Source organism: Pseudomonas sp. A125 (genome assembly GCF_055409485.1).
This window is the reverse complement of record NZ_JBUZVP010000015.1, coordinates 16,569-36,023: the sequence shown is the minus strand read 5'-3', so window position 1 is coordinate 36,023 and position 19,455 is coordinate 16,569. Positions and strand designations below refer to the sequence as shown.

The 19,455-nt window shown below is 59.2% G+C and carries 22 protein-coding genes; 19 read left to right on the top strand and 3 right to left on the bottom strand.

Annotated features, from left to right (window positions below; translation table 11 throughout):
- Nucleotide 1: 1 nt before the first annotated feature.
- From ACZRN6_RS20315 to ACZRN6_RS20295, 5 genes are all read left to right on the top strand, one after another.
- Entirely contained in the window at nucleotides 2-721 is a 720-nt protein-coding gene (locus tag ACZRN6_RS20315; RefSeq protein WP_464008652.1) for a TIGR03759 family integrating conjugative element protein, read from the top strand.
- Entirely contained in the window at nucleotides 703-1,251 is a 549-nt protein-coding gene (locus ACZRN6_RS20310) for a lysozyme family protein (RefSeq protein WP_464008651.1), read from the top strand. The genes ACZRN6_RS20315 and ACZRN6_RS20310 overlap by 19 nt, the downstream gene beginning before the upstream one ends.
- Nucleotides 1,248-1,763: an integrating conjugative element protein gene (locus ACZRN6_RS20305; protein ID WP_236530794.1), complete on the top strand. Its 516-nt coding sequence runs from the start codon at nucleotides 1,248-1,250 to the stop codon at nucleotides 1,761-1,763. Before ACZRN6_RS20310 ends, ACZRN6_RS20305 begins: the two co-directional genes overlap by 4 nt.
- Nucleotides 1,764-1,772: 9 nt before the next feature.
- Nucleotides 1,773-3,878, top strand: coding sequence for a type IV conjugative transfer system coupling protein TraD (gene traD / locus ACZRN6_RS20300; RefSeq protein WP_464008650.1), 2,106 nt, complete (start codon nucleotides 1,773-1,775; stop codon nucleotides 3,876-3,878).
- Nucleotides 3,879-3,968: 90 nt separating this feature from the next.
- A complete protein-coding gene (locus ACZRN6_RS20295; protein ID WP_464008649.1) occupies nucleotides 3,969-4,700 on the top strand; it encodes a TIGR03747 family integrating conjugative element membrane protein in 732 nt (243 codons plus the stop codon).
- Between the two features lie 277 nt (nucleotides 4,701-4,977).
- Here ACZRN6_RS20295 and ACZRN6_RS20290 read toward each other — a convergent pair whose 3' ends face one another.
- On the bottom strand, nucleotides 4,978-5,997 hold the full coding sequence (locus ACZRN6_RS20290; RefSeq protein ID WP_464008648.1) for a glycosaminoglycan attachment site: 1,020 nt from the start codon (nucleotides 5,995-5,997) through the stop codon (nucleotides 4,978-4,980).
- Between the two features lie 343 nt (nucleotides 5,998-6,340).
- Between ACZRN6_RS20290 and ACZRN6_RS20285 the strand changes: the two genes are divergently transcribed.
- The 9 genes from ACZRN6_RS20285 to ACZRN6_RS20245 are packed head-to-tail and all read left to right on the top strand — an operon-like array spanning nucleotide 6,341 to nucleotide 13,803.
- Complete coding sequence (locus ACZRN6_RS20285; protein WP_464008647.1) at nucleotides 6,341-6,676, top strand: integrative conjugative element protein, RAQPRD family; 336 nt, start codon at nucleotides 6,341-6,343, stop codon at nucleotides 6,674-6,676.
- Nucleotides 6,673-6,912 (top strand): TIGR03758 family integrating conjugative element protein, encoded by a 240-nt coding sequence (locus ACZRN6_RS20280; protein ID WP_332509051.1) that lies wholly within the window; start codon nucleotides 6,673-6,675, stop codon nucleotides 6,910-6,912. Before ACZRN6_RS20285 ends, ACZRN6_RS20280 begins: the two co-directional genes overlap by 4 nt.
- A gap of 15 nt (nucleotides 6,913-6,927) precedes the next feature.
- Entirely contained in the window at nucleotides 6,928-7,299 is a 372-nt protein-coding gene (locus ACZRN6_RS20275) for a TIGR03745 family integrating conjugative element membrane protein (RefSeq protein WP_016978883.1), read from the top strand.
- A gap of 7 nt (nucleotides 7,300-7,306) precedes the next feature.
- Nucleotides 7,307-7,720 (top strand): TIGR03750 family conjugal transfer protein, encoded by a 414-nt coding sequence (locus ACZRN6_RS20270; RefSeq protein WP_464008646.1) that lies wholly within the window; start codon nucleotides 7,307-7,309, stop codon nucleotides 7,718-7,720.
- The gene (locus ACZRN6_RS20265) at nucleotides 7,717-8,358 is read left to right on the top strand and encodes a PFL_4703 family integrating conjugative element protein (protein WP_464008645.1); all 642 of its coding nucleotides are present in this window, start codon (nucleotides 7,717-7,719) and stop codon (nucleotides 8,356-8,358) included. Before ACZRN6_RS20270 ends, ACZRN6_RS20265 begins: the two co-directional genes overlap by 4 nt.
- Nucleotides 8,355-9,167: a TIGR03749 family integrating conjugative element protein gene (locus ACZRN6_RS20260; RefSeq protein WP_154946756.1), complete on the top strand. Its 813-nt coding sequence runs from the start codon at nucleotides 8,355-8,357 to the stop codon at nucleotides 9,165-9,167. The genes ACZRN6_RS20265 and ACZRN6_RS20260 overlap by 4 nt, the downstream gene beginning before the upstream one ends.
- On the top strand, nucleotides 9,157-10,671 hold the full coding sequence (locus ACZRN6_RS20255; protein ID WP_464008644.1) for a TIGR03752 family integrating conjugative element protein: 1,515 nt from the start codon (nucleotides 9,157-9,159) through the stop codon (nucleotides 10,669-10,671). The genes ACZRN6_RS20260 and ACZRN6_RS20255 overlap by 11 nt, the downstream gene beginning before the upstream one ends.
- A complete protein-coding gene (locus tag ACZRN6_RS20250) occupies nucleotides 10,634-11,050 on the top strand; it encodes a TIGR03751 family conjugal transfer lipoprotein (protein ID WP_154946754.1) in 417 nt (138 codons plus the stop codon). Before ACZRN6_RS20255 ends, ACZRN6_RS20250 begins: the two co-directional genes overlap by 38 nt.
- The gene (locus tag ACZRN6_RS20245) at nucleotides 11,050-13,803 is read left to right on the top strand and encodes a conjugative transfer ATPase (RefSeq protein WP_236530989.1); all 2,754 of its coding nucleotides are present in this window, start codon (nucleotides 11,050-11,052) and stop codon (nucleotides 13,801-13,803) included. The genes ACZRN6_RS20250 and ACZRN6_RS20245 overlap by 1 nt, the downstream gene beginning before the upstream one ends.
- A 41-nt stretch (nucleotides 13,804-13,844) precedes the next feature.
- Here the strand turns inward: ACZRN6_RS20245 and ACZRN6_RS20240 are convergent, their stop codons facing one another.
- The gene (locus ACZRN6_RS20240) at nucleotides 13,845-14,102 is read right to left on the bottom strand and encodes a LasR-specific antiactivator QslA (RefSeq protein WP_154946752.1); all 258 of its coding nucleotides are present in this window, start codon (nucleotides 14,100-14,102) and stop codon (nucleotides 13,845-13,847) included.
- Between the two features lie 169 nt (nucleotides 14,103-14,271).
- Between ACZRN6_RS20240 and ACZRN6_RS20235 the strand changes: the two genes are divergently transcribed.
- The 5 genes from ACZRN6_RS20235 to ACZRN6_RS20215 all read left to right on the top strand — a co-directional run bounded on the left by ACZRN6_RS20235 (nucleotide 14,272) and on the right by ACZRN6_RS20215 (nucleotide 18,843).
- On the top strand, nucleotides 14,272-14,526 hold the full coding sequence (locus tag ACZRN6_RS20235) for a helix-turn-helix domain-containing protein (RefSeq protein ID WP_154946751.1): 255 nt from the start codon (nucleotides 14,272-14,274) through the stop codon (nucleotides 14,524-14,526).
- Nucleotides 14,527-14,643: 117 nt separating this feature from the next.
- Nucleotides 14,644-15,600, top strand: coding sequence for a TIGR03756 family integrating conjugative element protein (locus ACZRN6_RS20230; protein WP_464008643.1), 957 nt, complete (start codon nucleotides 14,644-14,646; stop codon nucleotides 15,598-15,600).
- Complete coding sequence (locus ACZRN6_RS20225; RefSeq protein WP_464008642.1) at nucleotides 15,597-16,979, top strand: integrating conjugative element protein; 1,383 nt, start codon at nucleotides 15,597-15,599, stop codon at nucleotides 16,977-16,979. Before ACZRN6_RS20230 ends, ACZRN6_RS20225 begins: the two co-directional genes overlap by 4 nt.
- 3 nt (nucleotides 16,980-16,982) lie before the next feature.
- Nucleotides 16,983-17,291, top strand: a complete 309-nt coding sequence (locus tag ACZRN6_RS20220; protein WP_464008641.1) for a hypothetical protein — start codon at nucleotides 16,983-16,985, stop codon at nucleotides 17,289-17,291.
- A gap of 10 nt (nucleotides 17,292-17,301) precedes the next feature.
- On the top strand, nucleotides 17,302-18,843 hold the full coding sequence (locus tag ACZRN6_RS20215) for a conjugal transfer protein TraG N-terminal domain-containing protein (protein WP_464008640.1): 1,542 nt from the start codon (nucleotides 17,302-17,304) through the stop codon (nucleotides 18,841-18,843).
- On the opposite strand, the gene ACZRN6_RS20210 is transcribed toward ACZRN6_RS20215, so the two are convergent.
- Nucleotides 18,832-19,230, bottom strand: a complete 399-nt coding sequence (locus tag ACZRN6_RS20210; RefSeq protein ID WP_154946747.1) for a DUF3742 family protein — start codon at nucleotides 19,228-19,230, stop codon at nucleotides 18,832-18,834. The genes ACZRN6_RS20215 and ACZRN6_RS20210 overlap by 12 nt on opposite strands.
- Nucleotides 19,231-19,455 lie beyond the last annotated feature (225 nt).

Below are 19,455 nucleotides of genomic sequence, written 5' to 3'. Positions count from 1 at the left end.
CATGAACAGAGCGCAACTGCCCGCCGTTGTCTGTCTCGTTTCGCTGCTGACCACAGGCGTTGCAATGGGTAACCCCATCACGACACAGTCACGGACCCAGGACACGCAGTCTGCTCCGCTGGGGCGCTCTGACTCTGAACAGGCAGCGAGCTGGGGTCTGACGGAGCAGGAGTGGACGCGCTTCGAACAGATCCAAGCCGGCCCGCGCGGTTTCTGGAGCCCGAACCTCGATCCGTTGACCGCACTCGGGGTCGAGGCCCAGACCGACCAAGAGCGCCAGCGCTATGCCGAATTACAGGTAGCGCTGGAAGCCAAACGTGCCGAGCACGAGTTGGCTTACCAAAACGCTTACACCGCGGCCTGGACCAAGCTGTTTCCCGGGCTGCTGCCGATCCAGGGCATGGCGTCCCCGCCCCCTGCCAGCTCATCGGTCATGCCACGCCAGGCCCTGTTTGTGGAGGACCACTGCCCGGCGTGCACCGCCGAAGCGCAGCGTCTGCAAAGTAGTGACACTGCGTTCGATATCTACCTGGTGGGCAGCCAAGGCGAGGATGAACGCGTCCGTCGCTGGGCTCGGCAAGCGGACATCGATCCGGTCAAGGTCCAACGCCAGCAGATCACCTTGAACCATGACCGTGGTCGCTGGTTCGGCCTGGGTGCCCCGGGGCCGTTGCCCGCCACGTTCCAACAGGTGAATGGACAATGGCAACGCCTCGACTGAGTGGTATTGCGCTCATGCTGACGATGCTCGCCGTCCAGGCTGACGAACTTCCGCCTCCTGCCTACCAACTGGCGGCGCATGACGCCGATATCCCTTCTACGGTGCTGTTCGCGATTGCCCTGCAGGAGAGTGGTATCCGCGTCCGTGGTCGACTGCTGCCCTGGCCGTGGACCCTGAACATCGCCGGAACCCCCTACCGCTTCGCCACTCGCCAGGCCGCCTGTCACGCCTTGCTTCAGGCACTCGCCCGACATGACGCCAAGCGGGTCGATGCTGGACTCGGCCAAACCAACCTGGGTTATCACGGACAACGTTTTTCCAGCCCCTGCGAAGCCCTCGACCCCTACCGAAATCTCGCCGTGACCGCCGCGCTGTTGCAGGAGCATCACGCCGCCACCGGTGATTGGGTGTCAGCGGCCGGACGCTATCACCGCCCGGCGGGAGGAGCGCTGGCCGCACGTTACCGCGCAGGTTTTTCCCGGCAACTTGAACGACTGCTGGTTTCCTTCGAACAAGGCACACCGCCATGAAGCGAATCCCCCTTACCTGTTATTTCATCCTGCTCTTCGCACCTTTCGCCCAGTCGGAACTGACCGTAGCTCGGGATCAGCCTAGCGACTTCACCCGCCCCCATTTTCAGGTTGCCAGGTCGCCCATAAACAACAAGACCCAGCCTGATCGGGCCATGCATGCGGACCTGTCCACGTTTGCCGACGAAGCCTGGATACTGCCCGTTCGCAGCTCTCACTTGAGCCCCGGCAAGATCACGTCTCGCGCCCTGAACATGCCGGGCTTGCGGCCTTTTTTCCTGGTGGGTGACGACCCCCAGTCACTGGCTTGGTTGCGTCAACGCGCGACTGAACTGCAGGAAATGGGCGCGGCCGGTCTAGCGGTTGAAGTAACCGATACCGAAGCTTTGGCCCGAATTCGCGCAGCCGCTCCGGACATCACCATCCTGCCGGTCAACGGCAACGACATCGCCACCCGCCTGCAGATTGAGCACTACCCCGTCTTGATCACCGCCACCTCACTGGAACAGTGAGTCCAGGTCATGGCCGAGCATGCGATGGAGTCCAAGCTCCGGCCAGCGGTGGAGCTGTTCACCGTAGCGATCTGCATCGCCGCCGCGGTGTTGTGCGTGTACTCGCCCTGGGCCGTGGCGCTGTCACCCGAGATCGGTCTGGTTGCAGCACTGGCCTATGCCCTGTTCGGCCTTATCCGATTGCGACAAGCCTGGGAGGTGCTGCGTTATCGGCGCAATATCCGCCGGCTGCCCCGCTACGAACTGACCAGCCGACAGATTCCGGTCAGCCGCAAGCGTCTGTTCATGGGCCGCGGCTTTCGCTGGACCCGCCTGCACACCCAGCGCTTGGTCGAGGCCCAGGATCCGGCTGTTGCTCACTATGTCGACCAACCGACCCGCTATCGTCTGGCACGCGGACTCGAACGCCGCCTGGAACATGCACCGTTTCCGCTCTCTACATTGGCCCGTGTCACCGCCTGGGACAGTGCCTTCAATCCGTTGCGCCCTTTGCCCCCAGTAGGTGGCTCGCCGCTGTTGCATGGGGTCGAGCCCAACGAAACGGAGGTCAGTCTGCCACTGGGCGAACGGGTCGGACATACCCTGGTGCTGGGCACGACCCGTGTCGGCAAGACGCGACTCGCCGAGGTGTACATCACCCAGGACATTCACCGCGTCGAACATGAAGTGGTGATCGTCTTCGATCCGAAGGGTGATGCCGACCTGCTCAAACGCATGTACGTCGAAGCCAAGCGAGCCGGGCGGGAGAAGGAGTTCTATGTCTTCCATCTGGGGTGGCCAGAAATCTCGGCCCGCTACAACGCCGTGGGACGTTTCGGTCGTATCTCGGAAGTGGCGTCACGCATCGCCGGGCAGCTTAGCGGTGAAGGTAACTCCGCGGCCTTCCGCGAGTTCGCCTGGCGTTTCGTCAACATCATCGCCCGCGCCCTGATCGAGCTAGGACGACGTCCGGACTACCTGCAGATCCAGCGGCATGTGGTCAACATCGACGCACTGTTCATCGAATACGCCCAGCAGTTTTTCGCCAAGACTGATCCGAAAGCGTGGGAAGTGATCGTCCAGCTTGAAGGCAAGCTCACCGAGAAAAACATTCCCCGGCATATGATCGGGCGCGAAAAGCGTGTGGTGGCCATCGAGCAGTACCTGGCGGTGAAGCGGGTATTTGATCCGGTAATGGACGGACTGCGTTCGGCGGTACGATATGACCGTACTTACTTCGACAAAATCGTTGCCTCGCTACTGCCGCTGCTGGAGAAACTCACCACCGGCAAGACCGCCCAGTTACTGGCCCCCAACTACACTGACTTAGATGACCCGCGGCCAATCTTCGACTGGATGCAGATCATCCGAAAACGTGGCATCGTCTATGTCGGCCTGGATGCACTGACCGACGCCGAGGTGGCCGCCGCTGTGGGCAACTCCATGTTTGCCGACTTGGTCTCGGTCGCCGGACACATCTACAAACACGGCATCGACCATGGCCTGCCCCAATCGGGTAACAACAGTGACAAGTTGCCGATCAACCTCCACGCCGATGAGTTCAACGAGTTGATGGGGGATGAATTCATCCCGCTGATCAATAAGGGCGGCGGTGCCGGTATCCAGGTAACCGCCTACACCCAGACCCTCAGCGATATCGAAGCACGTATCGGCAACCGCGCCAAAGCTGGCCAGGTTATTGGTAACTTCAACACTCTGCAGATGCTGCGGGTGCGCGAAACCGCGACCGCTGAGCTGCTCACCCAGCAGTTGCCCAAGGTTAACGTGCTGACCAAGACCCTGGTGTCGGGTGCCACCGACACCTCCGATCCAGAGGCGAATACAGACTTTACCTCGTCCTCGCAGGACCGCGTCAGTAGCACCAGTGTGCCGTTGATCGAGCCTGCTCATATCGTCAGTTTACCCAAAGGGCAAATGTTCTCCTTCCAGGCCGGTGGGCAGCTCTGGAAAGTCCGCATGCCATTGCCAAAACCCTCCAACGACGATGCCATGCCCAAGGACCTGCAGGAACTCACCCAGCGAATGCGGACCACCTACAACGCGCAGGCAGGGCAATGGTGGAGCGCAAGCGGTGGCGGTCCAACTACCAACTTCGATCTGGATCAGGTGGGGTAGCCCGCCCCTGCCACCGGTTTTTATTCAACAGAAAACTATCCAGAAGGCGTCGTGACCACATCACCTCTGCAACGCACAATGGAGTGAACTATGGCGACTTCCGCCCAGAACACGCCGCCACAACCGATCCAGCGTCCGGGATTGATCATCTCTGCGATCAGCCTGGTCCTGCGCATCATCGGTTTGCTGATCGCCTCGTTGCTGTTCTCGATCCTGATCGAGTTCGTCGGGCTGCTACTGTTCTGGGGTGATCAGGGTTGGCGGCATAGTCAGGCCATGCTAACCAGTGAGTTGGGCTGGCTCAGTGAGTACTTCAAATCGTCACTTATCCTCCAACAACCTGGGCCAACGATTGTCCAGTTACTGGAATTCCTCAATCAGTGGCTGTTGGTCAAGACCGGCTTTGCAGATTTTGCCCAGCAGGCGCGGGTGTCAAGCCTGGGTAACGGCTTCTGGAGTTGGGTAAACCAGTTCTACGTGAGTATCGAGGATTTTGTACTGGCAGCAATGTATGTCACCTTCACGTTCGTGGTCCGCCTGACCATTCTGGTCCTGGCCACGCCGCTGTTCTTGCTGGCCATGTTCACTGGTTTTGTCGATGGTTTGATGCGCCGTGACCTGCGCAAATTTGGCGCGGGGCGAGAAAGCAGCTTTGTCTATCACCGCGCTAAGCGAGCAGTGTTACCACTGTTGATCGTGCCCTGGATCATTTACCTATCCCTGCCCTTTTCGCTCAACCCCATCGCTGTGCTTTTGCCTTGCGCAGTACTACTTGGAGCGGTAGTAGCGATCACATCGACGACGTTCAAAAAATATCTCTAAGTGCTTAGTTAAGCTGTTTCCCTCAACATCTCAGACGCGAAAATGTGCGCCCTGCTGTCTTGGTCGCGCACTTCAGGGCGAGCTTGTGGTGTACCTGAGCGTTTTCATCGCCGTCCGACCAGTATTCGGACAGGCCTTATCACTATCTCTCTCGACGCTGTGGATCAGTCATTAAGCAGATCGGTGATCTCTTACGATCCGGTAATGTAATTGGTCGTTTGTCCAAAATCAGTGTCGGTTCGGGCAACCTCCTGGCCAATCATTACCAGCCATTACGTTACTGAGCCGGGATGAACGAGTTCAGCATTCTCAACAGCAAAAAATCGTCCGGCGCGTCGATAAGTAGTTCACCGTCATCCGCTACTGTCACTTCGCAAAGGCGCGGATGGCTCAAGAAGCCCCGCGGTATCGGGTATTTGGCAAATGGGTTATGGAGCACAAACAGTCCATCCATCAGATGCTCGCTGTAGTCACGCTTTAACGCGGCGCGCACCACCGGAATGAGCTCTCCTGGATTGGGGTGAAGGGTTGTGTAGGCACTCATTGCGCCTGGGTTGTCGGCCAGAGCCCGAACCTTTCCCCATGTGGCCAGGCTGCTGTAGACGACTGCCGACACCTCTGGATAGCTGTCATCACAGAACAGCCCCACTTTGATGTTGGTATTTTCATTCTTGGGAGCTGCCGAGACGTTGTAGGACGGGACGTGCGTATCGGTTGCCGTTGTTGCCGCCTCATCATGGTAGAGGCCATAGAGTGCCGCCAGGATGGGACGCCCGGCGGCAAAGTGTGCGTGTGGCCTATCAAATGAAGCAATGCCAATGACGAACGGCTTGTCTTGGACATGAACGAGTTTCGAGTACTGGCCCCTGTATTTCTTCACTTTACTGTCAAAGCTATTGCAGATGCGCACCGTAGACTCAATGTTAAACGCCGTGAAGTCAGCAGGCGGATCAACTTGCGAGCACCCATATGCTGATTGGCCACCAGCGGGCGGATTCGCGATTGTCGCTTCAAGGCAAAACGGAATCGGCCCACCAACTAGGAAATCGGGCGCATGGTGCCGCAGATCGATGGAGAGGCCCCATACCTTCAAAGCCGCATGCAGATACAGTTCCCAAAACGAGGACTCAAAGGTCTTTTGGAATTCTTTGACGAATTTTCCATCCCGGTCCTCGAAGCCTTCCGCCCATTGATTAAGCACCTCACGTTCCGGTCTATACGGCTCTCGCAGCATCATCCGAAAAATCGGATGCTGTTGGTCTTCGGCCGTCAATGGGTTGAACAGGTCAATGGGCATGCTGTGTCTCTCCACTTTTTTGACTGGTAATTGACAATCCATTTTAGCTTTTCAAAGCATGCTCGGTTCAGAGCTGAAGAGCGTGGTCTGTGTGAGTCCGCTCCTGGGAATGAGCCGGGAGAAGTGGATTGTGACGATATCGTCATCAACGAAACTCATCGAGAGTGGAGTGTCCCTAGAGCCTCAATAACTCCCCCCGCCCAAGGTCGAAGTGCCATATTAGCTGTAATGCAAGCATCCTCAGTCCTTCCCCAGAAAAAGCGATTTATCAGACCTCAGGTTTCTTACAGAAAAATTCGACCTCTGACTTGATTCTGTTCCCAGATCCATATGGGCCAGCATCATGCCAACTACCGTCTTTCGCTGCTTGTTACTGTTCTCGCTTGCTATCGTCGATGGCAGCAGTTATGCCGCATCTGCTCATGAGCAGGATCAGCTCAGCCGAGTCCAGCAGCAGCTCGACATTATCGAACGCTTTGCAACGCTAGCCGAGGTAGCCAGTACCTCTGAACCAAGCGAACGCTATCGCTTCGACTATCCCCGGCTGACTCAGGACATCCAACGCATCCGTCACGGTGTGCAGAACTATCTGTCTCCCTCCCGTGCTCAACCCCGTGATCCCAGTGAACTGGTCGGTGATTACCGCCTTGACACTCCGCCTGCGGAGCCTTCGCCATGAGCATGACTGACGCTCAGACAGCGGCTTTCCAAAACGCCTCCGGCTTTTCGGCACAGAGCAGTTCGACACTGTGGCTGTCCCTGGTTCTCGTCCTGGCTTTGCTGTGGTGTGCCTGGGTGATGTGGACGGCTTACCGAGGTTGGGCAGCCGGCAGTGTGCGCTTTGGAGCCTTCGGCGGCAGCGCCGCGCGCGTGCTGCTCACCTTGCTGGTTCTGATGTTCTTCACCCTGTCCTAACACCGGAGATCCATCATGCTCAAGTGCCTTGCCCCCCTGAAAAACAACCTGCGTAATCGTGCAAGCCAGCGCTTGATCGGTCTGCTGTTGGTACTCGGTCCAAGCCTGGCTTTTGCTGAACTCCCGACCATGGAAGCTCCTTCACGTGGTGAAGGTTCCGGGTTGATCGAGACGATCAAAAACTACGCCTACGACGGCGGTATCCTGCTCGGCTTGCTGATCGCCCTGCTCGCTTTCTTGGGTGTGGCGTGGCATTCCCTGACCGTGTATGCCGACGTCCAGAACCAGCGCAAGACCTGGAAAGACCTCGGCGCGGTGGTTGGCATCGGCGCCCTGCTGGTGGTGATCATCATCTGGTTTCTGACCAAGGCCGCCGCGATTTTGTGAGGTTGGCATGAACGACACTATCGAACGCCTTGCCGACGGCACCTTGGTCTTTCTGCCGGAGCGGCTCAACCGCGATCCTGCCGTACTGCGCGGTTTGACCAATGATGAGATGTGGGTAGCGCTCGGCACCGGCGCCGTCATCGGCCTGCTGCTGGGTGCTCCTCTGGCGATCGCCACCGCCTCCATTGCCGTGGCGCCGACCAGCATGATCGCAAGCATGGCGGTGGTGTTATTTGCCGGTAGCACACTACTGCGTCGGGCCAAACGGGCCCGTCCCGAGACCTGGCTGTACCGCAAGCTCGAGTGGGTACTCGCCAGCCGTTGGCGCCTGGGGCGCGGGAGTTTGATTCTCCACTCCGGCGCTTGGACGGTTCGCCGTTCGCGTCGACTGCGCCCTGCCCTGTCCCGGTGGCAGCCATGAGCCAATTTCGAAACAAGGTGGATGCCCAACAAGCCCATATCTTCAGCCTGCGTCTGGCGGTAGTGATCCTCGCCCTGGTCTGTGCCGGACTCTGGTATGGCTGGCGCTCGGCTCCAACCGATCTGACCGTGCATGTACCCCCGGATTTGCGCTCGGGCAGCACCCGTAAGTGGTGGGATATCCCCTCAGAGAATGTCTATGCCTTTGCCCTGTACATCTTTGGCCAGCTCAACCGCTGGCCCTCGGATGGCGAGCAGGATTATCGCCGCGCCATCTATGGCTTGCAGTCCTACCTGACACCCGCCTGCAAGGCCTTCCTCGACGGTGATTATGAGTACCGCAAGGCCGCCGGCGAACTGCGCCAGCGGGTGCGTGGCGTCTACGAAATTCTGGGCCGAGGCTACAGCGAAGATCCAGAGCTCAGGGTCAAGCAACTCGACCGCGACAGCTGGCTGGTCACGCTCGACCTCAACGCCGATGAGTATTACGCCGCCGAACCGGTAAAACGGGTCGTGGTGCGTTATCCATTACGCGTGGTGCGTTTTGATCTGGACCCCGAACGCAATAAGTGGGGGCTGGCACTGGATTGCTATCAGGGCACTCCGCAAAAAATCGCCCTGCCTGGAGGTGAACCATGAAGCGGATTTCTACCCTGGGGCTCACCGTCGCACTGATGTCATGGGGTGCTGCAGCGCAGGCCGTCGAACTGATGCACTGGGAGCGCCTCCCCCTCGCGGTCCCACTGGTGATCAATCAGGAACGAGTGATCTTTGTCGACGAGGATGTTCGAATCGGCGTGCCCTCAACCCTGACGGGCAAGCTGCGCATTCAATCAACCGGCGGCACGCTGTACCTGCGAGCGTCGGAAGCCATTGCACCGACCCGACTGCAACTGCAATCGGTCACGACGGGCGAGATTATCCTCCTGGATATCGCGGCCACGCCCGGCGATCAACCGCTGGAGCCCGTGCGTATTCTCAAGAATGCTCAGGTGCAAGCTACCGAGGCTGAATCTAGCACTGTCCCTGTTCCAGAACGCACGCCGACTCCGGTCGCTTTGACGCGCTATGCCGCACAGAGCCTGTACGCGCCGCTGCGCACCGTGGAATCCCTGCCCGGCGTACGCCGCGTCCCGCTCAAGCTGCGCACCGAATTGCCGACCCTGCTGCCGACCGAAAATGTGTCCAGCACACCCATCGCCGCCTGGCGACTCGGTGATTACTGGGTGACGGCGGTGATGCTGCGCAACCGTGGTCCAGAGACGGTGCAACTCGATCCGCGTCGGCTGCAGGCCAAGCTGTTCGCCGCGGCCTTCCAGCATGCGTTCCTCGGGCCTGTCGGCAGTGCTGAAGACACCACAATCGCCTACCTCGTCACTCGCGGTGCCAGCCTCGAACACGCCGTGCTGCTCCCGCCTATTGCGCGAGGTGCTGACGATGAAAGCTAACGCCTTGCTCAAATGGCTGGTACCGGCTGCGCTGCTGGCCGTGGTGGTGATCATCCTGAAAAGCTGGGTCGCGGGTAATACTCCCTCTCCAGAGCACCCAGTTGATCAGGGCAATATTCAGCTATCCGCCGAGCAAGCCAAGTCGCTCGGCATTGCTGGCGACACCCCACGCGACACCGTCGCGACCCTGGTCGGCCAGGTGAAGGCCATGCGCAGCGACATGCTCGGTTTGAAGAAACACAACGATTCGCTGCAGACGGAGAATAGCCGCCTGCGCGAGCGGGAAAACAGTGTCGATTCGCGTATCCAGACGGCGCTTGGCAGCGTGACCCAACAGGTCGACGAAGGCCGCCGACAAGCCAACGAGGCCCGGCTCAAAGCAGAACAAGACAGTCGTCAGGCACGCGGTCTGCTGACGCAATTGCAGGAGCAGTTGTCGGGGCTGACTGGCAAAAGCAAGGACATGCCGATCGGATTGGGGCTAGAGCCGGGCGATGGGGCTCAGTTCGAATGGCGACACTCTGCCACTGATACGCTGCAGTGGATTGAACCCTCGGATGCTCCGTCCACCAACGTCGGAGGCAAAACCAAGACCGCCTCCGCACTGAGTCTGCCTACCACCTTCAACTCTCTTGAAGGCTTGAAAGATAACGCGATTGATCGTAGCCAGAAACAGCTACGTGCGGTCACCCAGGGTGAGCATGACCTGACGCGATCAGTTGATCGTACCGAAGATGCGAAGCCGGTCTACACGATCCCCGAAAACGCGACATTGATGGGCTCGGTCGCCATGACCGCGCTGATCGGCCGAGTCCCGGTGGACGGCACCGTGAATGATCCCTATCCCTTCAAGGTGCTGGTCGGTCCCGAGAACCTGACGGCCAACGGCATCGACCTGCCGGACGTCGCGGGGGCCGTGATGAGCGGTACGGCGTCCGGTGACTGGACCCTGTCTTGCGTACGCGGACAGGTCGAGTCGATCACCTTTGTGTTTACCGATGGCACCATCCGCACGGTCCCTCAGCCGAAAGCGATCTCCAGCCGCACTGCCTCTTCCACTCAGAGCTCGAACACCGACAAGATCCGCGGAGGCCTCGGTTATTTGTCCGATCCGTATGGCATTCCGTGCATCGCCGGTGAGCGCCGCTCGAACGCCCAACAGTACCTCGGCAGCCAGAGCCTGATCACTGCGGCCGGCGCCGGTGTCGCCGCCTTGCTCGGAGATGAGCAGAACAACAGCAGCGTGATCAGTTCGGGCGGTAGTACGCTCGGGGTTACCAACAGTACGGGCAACAGCGCGCTGAATTCAATTCTCAGTGGTGGGGTCAGCGACATCCGCGAGTGGGTCAACAAGCTGTATGGCGAGGCCTTTGCGGCTGTGTACGTGCCACCGGCCGCACAGGTCGCCCTGCACCTCGACCATGAGATCACCATCGACTACGAGCCCAAGGGCCGGAGCGTTCGCCATGAAAAAGACCAAGCTTCTCTGCCTGACCTGGATTAGTTTGCTCTGCTGGGTCCTGGCGGGGTGCTCCACCGACAAGGAGACGCTGCTGCCCCATGGCGAGCAAACCATGCTGGACATCTGGAACGGTGGTGGTTCGCTAGGCACTCAGAAGCAACTGCTGGAGGCTCGGCAGCAGTTACGCCGCCCGCTGGCTCAGGCAGATGTCTCCGCGGCTCAACAGGAACCGTACACGCGCACAGCGGCGAACGAGATCCGCAACCTGTTCCCGCGCCTGCCCAATCCCGATCTGGTGCTGTACGTGTATCCGCACCTGAGCGGTACCGAGCAGGCACCGGTCCCCGGTTACTCGACCGTCTTTCCGTTCTACCAACGGGTGCAGTACGCATTGCCGGGTGAACGTCAGGAAGACTTGTAGTGCGTACCGGCGATTCGCGGAACCGTGCTCCTGCGTGGAAAGCCTGGCGCCACCCATTGCGCCCTCGCGCCACCTTGGCCGATGACGCCGCACTGTATGCGCACAATCCCAGCTTCACCGATCACCTGCCGTGGGTCGAATACCTCGACACCGAGCAGTGTTTTTTGCTGGATGACAATCGCTCGGTGGGTGCGGTGTTCGAGCTACTGCCCATCGGCACCGAAGGGCGCGAACCCGATTGGTTGATGGCCGCCCGCGATGCCCTGGAGGATGCCCTGCAGGACAGCTTTGACGAGCTGGATCAAGCGCCTTGGGTGGCGCAGTTTTTCTGCCAGGACGACAACGACTTTACCCCCTACCTGACCCGGTTCACCGACTATATCCAAGATAGAGCACGAGGCACGGTCTTCACCGAGGCATATTTGGAGCTCAGCCGCCATCATCTGCAGGCCATCGCCAAGCCTGGCGGTCTGTTTGAGGATAAGGTGGTGACGCGCTTGCCCTGGCGTGGCAATAACCGCCGGGTGCGCTTGGTGATCTATCGCTGGCTCGAGTCTGACGCTGAGGAAACGGGGCCCACCCCGGTGCAACCCCTGCAACAGGCTTGCGAACGTATCGCGGCTTCGTTGCAGGCATGCGGGGTGCAAACAACGCGAGTCGATGGCAGAGGTCTGTATGCCTGGTTAGTGCCCTGGTTCAATCCGGCACCCAGGCTCACCGATGAAGCGCCCGAGGAGTTCTACCGCCGCGTGACCTATCCGGAGTCGGGCGACGGCGAGTCGCTGGAACTGCCCTTCGATCATGACTTCGCCGAGCGGCTGTTCTTCAACGAACCGCGTTCGGATGTCCAGCACGGATTCTGGTTTTTCGATGATCAACCTCATCGGGTGATGGTGGTGGACAAGCTGCGCCGAGCGCCCTTGATTGGTCAACTCACCGGAGAAACCCGCAAGGGTGACGCGGTGAATGCACTGTTCGACCAGTTACCCGAAGGTACAGTCATGAGTCTAACCTTGGTGGTCAAACCGCAGGATGTACTTGAGGAGCAATTGAACCGACTGGCGCGCAAAGCCATCGGTGAAAACCTGGCCTCGACCCAGACCCGCCAAGATGTTGAAGAGGCTCGTGCGATCATCGGCCGTCAGCACAAGCTGTACCGCGGAACCCTGGCGTTCTACGTGCGCGGTCACGATGAGCAGCAATTGCACCAGCGCTCGGTCAGCCTGGCCAACGCGCTGCTGGGCGCGGGGCTGCAACCGGTACGCGAAGGCGATGAAGTCGCCGCCTGCAACAGTTACCTGCGTTGGCTACCGATGGCTTACAACCCGGCCCGCGACACGCGCAACTGGTACACCCGGCTGATGTTCGCCCAGCACCTGGCGAACCTGGTTCCAGTCTGGGGCCGCAGCACCGGCACCGGCCACCCAGGTATTACTTTGTTCAACCGCGGCGGTTCGCCACTGAGCTTCGACCCTCTGTCACGCCTGGACCGGGCCATGAATGGTCATCTGCTGTTGTTCGGCCCCACCGGCGCCGGCAAGTCGGCCACTCTGGTCACCCTACTGATGCAGGTCATGGCCGTGTACCGCCCTCGCCTGTTTATCGTCGAGGCCGGCAACTCATTCGGCTTGCAGGGCGATTACTTCGCGACACAAGGCCTGTCGATCAACAAGGTCCAATTGAAACCTGGTGCCTCGGTCAGCCTCGCGCCCTTTGTCGATGCCTGGCGCCTGGTCGAGCAACCGGATCAGGTGGCGAGTCTGTCGATTGATGAGCTGGACGATGAGGCGGTAAGCAGTCGCGAAGACCAACGCGATGTTCTTGGCGAATTGGAAATCACCGCTCGGCTGATGATCACCGGTGGCGAGGCCAAGGAAGAGGCGCGCCTGAGTCGAGCCGATCGCAGCTTGATCCGCGAGTGCATCCTGGATGCGGCGCAGACGTGTGTCGCGGCGGGTCGCCAGGTACTGACCCGCGACGTACGCGACGCCTTGCTGCGCGTCGCTGCTGACACGCACTTGCCGGAGAAGCGTCGTGAGCGTGCCCAGGAAATGGGCGAGTCCATCGACCTGTTCTGCCAGGGTTTCGAGGGCGAACTGTTCGATCGCGAGGGCACGCCTTGGCCCGAGAGCGATGTGACCATTGTCGACCTGGCCACCTATGCTCGTGAAGGTTACGAAGCCCAGATGTCCATCAGCTACATCAGCCTGATGAACACCGTGAACAATCTCGCCGAGCGCGATCAGTACCTGGGCCGACCGATCATCATGGTCACCGACGAGGGCCATATCATCACCAAGAATCCGTTGCTGGCACCGTTCGTGGTCAAGGGGACGAAGATGTGGCGCAAGCTTGGCGCCTGGTTCTGGCTCGCCACGCAGAACCTTGCCGACTTCCCCACTGCCGCGCAGACCATGCTCAACATGATCGAGTGGTGGATTTGCTTGAACATGCCACCGGCGGAAATCGAAGAAATCGCTCGCTTCAAGAAACTCACGCCGGCACAGAAAGCCTTGTTGCTCTCCGCCAGCAAGGAGCCGGGCAAATACACCGAGGGGGTCGTGCTGTCGAAAAAACTCGAAACGCTGTTTCGAGCCGTGCCGCCCAGTTTTTATCTCGCCCTGGCCATGACGGAGCCCGAGGAAAAAGCCGAGCGCTGGACACTGATGCGAGAGAATGGCTGCTCAGAGTTGGAAGCGGCTTACCGGGTAGCCGAACGGATCGATAGAGCGCGAGGCATAGAACCTGCATAGGGAAATCTATTCAGGTATCGCGCTCTAGAGCGAGGGATAGGTTATTGCGATGCGCCTCGAAGCCGCTGCTGAATCCTCAACAGGAATCCGGCTTCAAAAGCATCTTGACAGTCGCCCATAGGAAAGGTCTTCCGTGTTTGCGCCAGTTCCCACCACAGTGGAATCTCGCCGGGCGTATCAAGCCAAGCCTGGGCGCATTGGACGCCACGTTCGATCATCGGGACAAATTCGTTGCCCCAAGGGGTCAGAAGACTTGGGCAGCCATCCGCCGCAGGAATTGAAATGTAGTTTTCGTCCATACACACCTTAGAGTTCTGATTTTATTGTTAGACGCTGGACCCAGCCGCGAAATCATAACGAAACCAAATGAACGCTGGATAACAGGCATGAGCATCAAATGGCCTAGATCAATACCAATGTAGACTATATCCCGTGGATTGAGAGTCCCTCAAGGCGCAATTTGCGCGCATGACTCAAGACTACGAACAGCTGCGTCTGCAGCTAGCGGAAAACATCCGTTTGATGCGACGCGTAAAGAACCTTACCCAAGAGCAGTTGGCGCTCATGGCCGAGGTCGATCGTACCTACGTCAGTCAAATCGAGCGGTGCACGGGCAATCCGTCGCTGATGGTCCTGTGTAAGCTCGCCAATATCCTCGAGGTTACGACGGATCAGCTCCTCACTGAGTCAGACACCCTTCGCCGTGCGTTGAGCATCGAATAGTCACCTCGTCGCCCTGAAAATCCTTGTAAACCGACAACGCCAGCTTCACCTTTATCACTGACGGTGTAGGTTCAATCATTGAACGTGTCCAGGTCATTAGCCCAAAGAGCCTGGATCATGCCTGTCGTATGCCCATCAATTGCGCCCCAGAAGCTACGACCTTTGGCGCTGAGTATCCTGCTGGCGTGCGGGCCAAGCATGGCGCTGGACACCGGCAGCATCACGTCCTCTGTGCTTTCACCCAATTGCCTCGCCTACAGAGTCGTCGGCATTTGTTTCTGGCTCCTCTGCACACCCTTCGGCTGCACAGTCAAAACCTCGACCAAGGTGCGTCATTTCATTCCTGAACTCGTGGTTTCGAGCTACGCCACCACGGGCAATAACCCCTGGACCGAGATGGCCACCCTCTCCTCTCCCATCAGCGGTGCGGTAGGTGGCGGTAACCTGATCACGCCGAATACCCGCCGCGACAATCTGCCTCGCTTCAAAAACGTTGATGGCATCGGTCACCCCGGTGGCTGGGCCGCCACACAACTGGCCTCGCAGTCCGGTTACGCTTGCGTCAGCGGCGCAACCGCGTTCATGCCCTACTACCTGAGTACCCTGGATTCACTGGCCTGGCGTCATGGCATCCCGGAAAGCTTCTATCCCGAATCCCTCATATCAGGCGTTCGTGAAATCGGTCGTCAGGCCTCGGGAAATATGTGGGGCAACGTTTATCCCCGGCAGGGTTTTCTGGTACAGCCCGACGACTTCAAGGCGGCCGCCGTCATGGCGCAACGGGCCGGCGATGTGATTACCCGTAACGGGCAGCCGCATGTGTACTTACCGCTCACGCCCGCGAAACGCGACGGCTACTGGCCGCCTGGCCCGATCGTTGAAAACAACGTTTCAACCCACAAGTGGCAATTGCTTTCCCCTCAGATTCAGCCGACGTGCGGCATCTTCCCCAGCGATCCGGTGCAGAGTGCGGATGAAGGCTACGCCTGGTCGCTGTGGCGTCCCTATAGCTGCTGCAAACGCGAAGGACAGACCTTCCTGTTCAGTATCGACTTCGAAGGCGGTGCATCATGAGTCGGCTTTGCGGGCGATCATGGTTGGTCGTGATGAGCCTGTTGCTCTGTGGACTGCTCGCCATGGCCACTCATGCCCACGCCGCCGAGGGCGATTACCGCCTGGGTACTCAAGGCGAAGTACTCGACGACCGAGTGATGTACACCATTGGTGGCGGCTCGGCAGTCGGCTCACCGAGTTCGCTCTACCGGCCCAGTGGTCTCGGTGTCGGCGGGTCCTGGCGAGCAAACATGATGTGCGGAAACATGAGCCTCACCAATACCCTGCAGAACCAGCTGAACGGCGCCACCGAAGGTTTCCAGCAGATCATGGGCAGCATTGTGCAGAACGCGACCCAGGCGGTGATGTCGCTGCCGGCGTTGATCATCCAGCGCGCCAACCCGGGACTCTATGAGTTGCTCAGTAACGGGGTGATGCAGGGGCGTATCGACTTCGACCGCTCCAAGCTGACCTGCCAGGCCATGGCCGAAAAGATGGCGGACAAGGTCGGTCAAGCCGGCTGGGGCGCGCTGGCCAAGAACCAGGAGATGCAGGGCAACCTGGAGCAAACCGGCGGTGATGCAGTGGCCGCGGTGAAAAACACCGAGGCCCATAACGGCAACAATGGGGTGTCCTGGGTCGGCGGCTCAAAGGCCGGAGGTAACGGGCAGACGCCCATTCGGGTGACTTCCGACGTGGTGCGCGCGGGCTATAACCTGCTGCACAACCGTACGGTGGATGACAGCACTTCGATCAGTAGTAGCGACTGTTTGGGTGGGGCCATTTGCCAGACCTGGGCTTCGCCCCAAGAGGAATCCGAATGGGCCGTTCGCGTGTTGGGCGAGAGCGAAGTCGCGACCTGCGACAGCTGCGAAACCCTGCGTGCGACCGCTGGCAGTGGATTAACGCCGCTGATCCAGGAGGCCTACAGCGAGCGCCTCAAGGCCTTGCAAGAGCTGCTGTCTGGCTCACTGCCGCCTACCCCTGACAACCTGGTGAAAGCCTCCAGCCCGATGCTGCCGGTGACCCGTGGTGTGATCGAAGCGCTGCGCGACGATCCCGACCAGGAACTCCTGGCACGACGCCTGGCCAGTGAGACAGCCCTGTCCAGCGTGCTCGACAAGGCGCTCCTGCTACTGCGCACCCTGTTGGCGGGCAGCCACGAACCCAACATCGCTTCCGCCGAACCGGCCCAAACCGCCTTGACGAAAAACATCGACGCTCTGGAGCGCGAAATTCGCCTGCTGCAGACCGAACTGCAGGTCCGGCAGATGCTGGCCACCAACACCGCTAGCCTGGTGCTCGATCGGCATGCCGGTGGTGCCAATGCTTCGCGTACCGTCGAGCAAGGCGACCCTGAGCCGGGTCGACTCAATGATGCTGACACCAGGCGCAAATGAGCCATGAAACGCTCACTGCTATTCACTTTGCTTTCGAGTCTGGGGATTGCAGCGGTGATGATCCTGACCGCCGCACTGGTCGCCTGGATCGGCTGCACCGCGCTGGGTAGTTTCGAGGTCTGGCAGCAGGCATTCGGATCCGCACGACCTTACCTGCGGTGGTGGCGCACCCTACTTTACGCCGCCCTCTTTGCGCTCTGGTGGAACCTGCTTCGACGCTACCGACATCGACCACAGAATCGACTGCGCGTGAAACGCATCGGGACATTAGGGCTCGTGCTCTTTATCTGCGTCGAACTCACCCGACTGTGAGGTCACCCCCATGCTTATGAGCACCAACAGCTACCTGGAGTTTTACCTCTCACTGCTGGCATGGATCATCAACAACGCCCTCTGGAGCGTCCTGTCCGACACCGGGCTATTCGCCGCGCCCTTTGGTGCAATCATCCTGCAAGAATGGCTATCGGCCCGTCAGCAAGGCGCGGATGAAGGTAACAAGGGACTGCTCTCAGTGCCGCGGATCGAGAACCGGTTGTGGCTGGCCTACATCGTGGTGTTGTTCGGCTGCGCGCCGGTCTTTCCGTTGAGCCTCTCGTCAATGACGTTCGATGATGCGGCGAGCCAGCGCTGCGGTGTCAGTGTGGCCAAGCCGGCGGAAACCGCCTGGAGTGCCACCTTCAATACCATCGGCGAACGTTCCGCCAACGTACCGATCTGGTGGTTTCTGGTGCATGCCTTGAGTAAAGGGGTGACCGCTGCGGCCACCGCTGCCATCCCCTGTGCACCGGATATCCGGCAGATGCGCATGGAGATCGACAGTTCGCGCATCGACAGTCAGGTCCTGCTGCAAGAAGTCGCCGACTTCACCCGCGACTGCTATGGCTACTCCCGCTCTCGTCTGTTCACCAACCGTCCGCAGTTGGACAAGGCACAAAGTCACGACGCGTCCTGGATCGGCTCAAGCTATTTTCTCGACACGCCCGGCTACTACGATACGGATCGCTCACGTACACCGCGAGTCAGTTGGCCGTATGACGAAAGCCGCGATATTTCCTTACCTAGGTTGGAGAATGGCGCAGGCTACCCCACCTGCACGCAGTGGTGGAGTGATAGCGGTGTTGGGTTGCGCGAACGTTTGATCGAGCAGGTCGATCCCTCGCTGCTGACTCAGCTGAAAGGTTGGTTGACTGGTCGTTCGAGCAACGAGATCGAGGATGCCACCCTGCGTGAGCTGGTCAGCCCGCGCCAGCAATCGATGTCCATGTCGCCCGGACAGGTGTACCAGGACTATGGCTCCAGTGCCCGCGGCGGCTCGATCAATCAGGGGCTCAATAATCTGGCCACCAATACCGGGTTAGCACTGGGCTCCTTCAGCAACTTCCCGGCGATGAATGCGTTACGCGCCGCTCTGCCGATGGTGCAGGCTTTCCTAATCATGGGCGTCATCATCAGCTTGCCGTTAATTCTGCTGGTCAGTACCTACCAGTTGAAGACCGTCATGACCGTGACGTTCGCGCTGTTCACGCTGCACATGCTGAGCTTCTGGTGGGAGCTGGCGCGCTGGATCGACTCCAGCATGCTCGACACCTTGTACAATCAAGTTTCGGCTTCCAATCAACTGCTGTTATCGCTGCCCACATCCGGTTTTATGGATGGGACGGTCACGGCGCAGGTAATTGAGTATGTGATGGGGGCGATGTTCATCGTGCTACCGATGCTGTTTCTAGGGGCCATGAGCTGGGCAGGGTATTCAGTCGGCAACGGCATTCAAGGCATGTTGGCGAACGGTAGCAAAGCCGCAAGTGATTCAGCGAGCAAAGGTACGGATCAAATATTGGGTGCTGCTAAGCGCTCAATTAGATGACTTGCTGTCGCCTATATAATGCCCATTGTCGTCGAAGTCACCGATGTAGAGATCGGCACCTAGGTAGTCTGGCCCTGGATTTTTCTCTTCGTGATCGGCACCAATAAAAGCCCTGAGCCATAGCAAAGTAATGACAGCCAGCATCATCACAATGAAAGTAACCAGCCAAGCACTGACAAAGAGCAATCCTCCAATCAATGCCAATTTGGCAATCAGAAAGCTCCCGCGAACGAGTAAATTACCTGCAGGCATACCTGCCGTCACCGCACGCTCAGCCACGCGGGACTCAAACGCTTTCAACTTACGATAGCCACGCTTCACCGACATGCCACAGGTATATGCCCAGCGGTGGGCACGGGAAACCTGAACAGGGTTAGGAGTTGGCATGGTCTCGCCCTCTTCTGAGCGTTTTCATGGTTGAGACAGGAATAACAGCCTACTACTGAAAACGGTCCGTGCCTGACCGTTTATCAGTTTACCCAGCCGAATAATCTTCACTGGAAGACAGAAGACTAGCCGCGTGAAACAGCTTCTCTACAGCGATTGACCCATATAAATCGTCCGGCTAAATACAAGGTACGGATCGCTGTTATCGACAGCATCTTCCCAGGT

Coding starts and splice junctions, on each gene's coding strand:
- ACZRN6_RS20310 (WP_464008651.1), top strand. CDS start 703: ATGGCAACGCCTCGACTGAGTGGTATTGCGCTCATGCTGACGATGCTC.
- ACZRN6_RS20290 (WP_464008648.1), bottom strand. CDS start 5,997: ATGCCCATTGACCTGTTCAACCCATTGACGGCCGAAGACCAACAGCAT.
- ACZRN6_RS20260 (WP_154946756.1), top strand. CDS start 8,355: ATGAAGCGGATTTCTACCCTGGGGCTCACCGTCGCACTGATGTCATGG.
- ACZRN6_RS20255 (WP_464008644.1), top strand. CDS start 9,157: ATGAAAGCTAACGCCTTGCTCAAATGGCTGGTACCGGCTGCGCTGCTG.
- ACZRN6_RS20265 (WP_464008645.1), top strand. CDS start 7,717: ATGAGCCAATTTCGAAACAAGGTGGATGCCCAACAAGCCCATATCTTC.
- ACZRN6_RS20275 (WP_016978883.1), top strand. CDS start 6,928: ATGCTCAAGTGCCTTGCCCCCCTGAAAAACAACCTGCGTAATCGTGCA.
- ACZRN6_RS20235 (WP_154946751.1), top strand. CDS start 14,272: ATGACTCAAGACTACGAACAGCTGCGTCTGCAGCTAGCGGAAAACATC.
- ACZRN6_RS20305 (WP_236530794.1), top strand. CDS start 1,248: ATGAAGCGAATCCCCCTTACCTGTTATTTCATCCTGCTCTTCGCACCT.
- ACZRN6_RS20225 (WP_464008642.1), top strand. CDS start 15,597: ATGAGTCGGCTTTGCGGGCGATCATGGTTGGTCGTGATGAGCCTGTTG.
- ACZRN6_RS20285 (WP_464008647.1), top strand. CDS start 6,341: ATGCCAACTACCGTCTTTCGCTGCTTGTTACTGTTCTCGCTTGCTATC.
- ACZRN6_RS20270 (WP_464008646.1), top strand. CDS start 7,307: ATGAACGACACTATCGAACGCCTTGCCGACGGCACCTTGGTCTTTCTG.
- ACZRN6_RS20280 (WP_332509051.1), top strand. CDS start 6,673: ATGAGCATGACTGACGCTCAGACAGCGGCTTTCCAAAACGCCTCCGGC.
- ACZRN6_RS20240 (WP_154946752.1), bottom strand. CDS start 14,102: ATGGACGAAAACTACATTTCAATTCCTGCGGCGGATGGCTGCCCAAGT.
- ACZRN6_RS20250 (WP_154946754.1), top strand. CDS start 10,634: ATGAAAAAGACCAAGCTTCTCTGCCTGACCTGGATTAGTTTGCTCTGC.
- ACZRN6_RS20220 (WP_464008641.1), top strand. CDS start 16,983: ATGAAACGCTCACTGCTATTCACTTTGCTTTCGAGTCTGGGGATTGCA.
- ACZRN6_RS20295 (WP_464008649.1), top strand. CDS start 3,969: ATGGCGACTTCCGCCCAGAACACGCCGCCACAACCGATCCAGCGTCCG.
- ACZRN6_RS20315 (WP_464008652.1), top strand. CDS start 2: ATGAACAGAGCGCAACTGCCCGCCGTTGTCTGTCTCGTTTCGCTGCTG.
- ACZRN6_RS20215 (WP_464008640.1), top strand. CDS start 17,302: ATGCTTATGAGCACCAACAGCTACCTGGAGTTTTACCTCTCACTGCTG.
- traD (WP_464008650.1), top strand. CDS start 1,773: ATGGCCGAGCATGCGATGGAGTCCAAGCTCCGGCCAGCGGTGGAGCTG.
- ACZRN6_RS20210 (WP_154946747.1), bottom strand. CDS start 19,230: ATGCCAACTCCTAACCCTGTTCAGGTTTCCCGTGCCCACCGCTGGGCA.
- ACZRN6_RS20230 (WP_464008643.1), top strand. CDS start 14,644: ATGCCTGTCGTATGCCCATCAATTGCGCCCCAGAAGCTACGACCTTTG.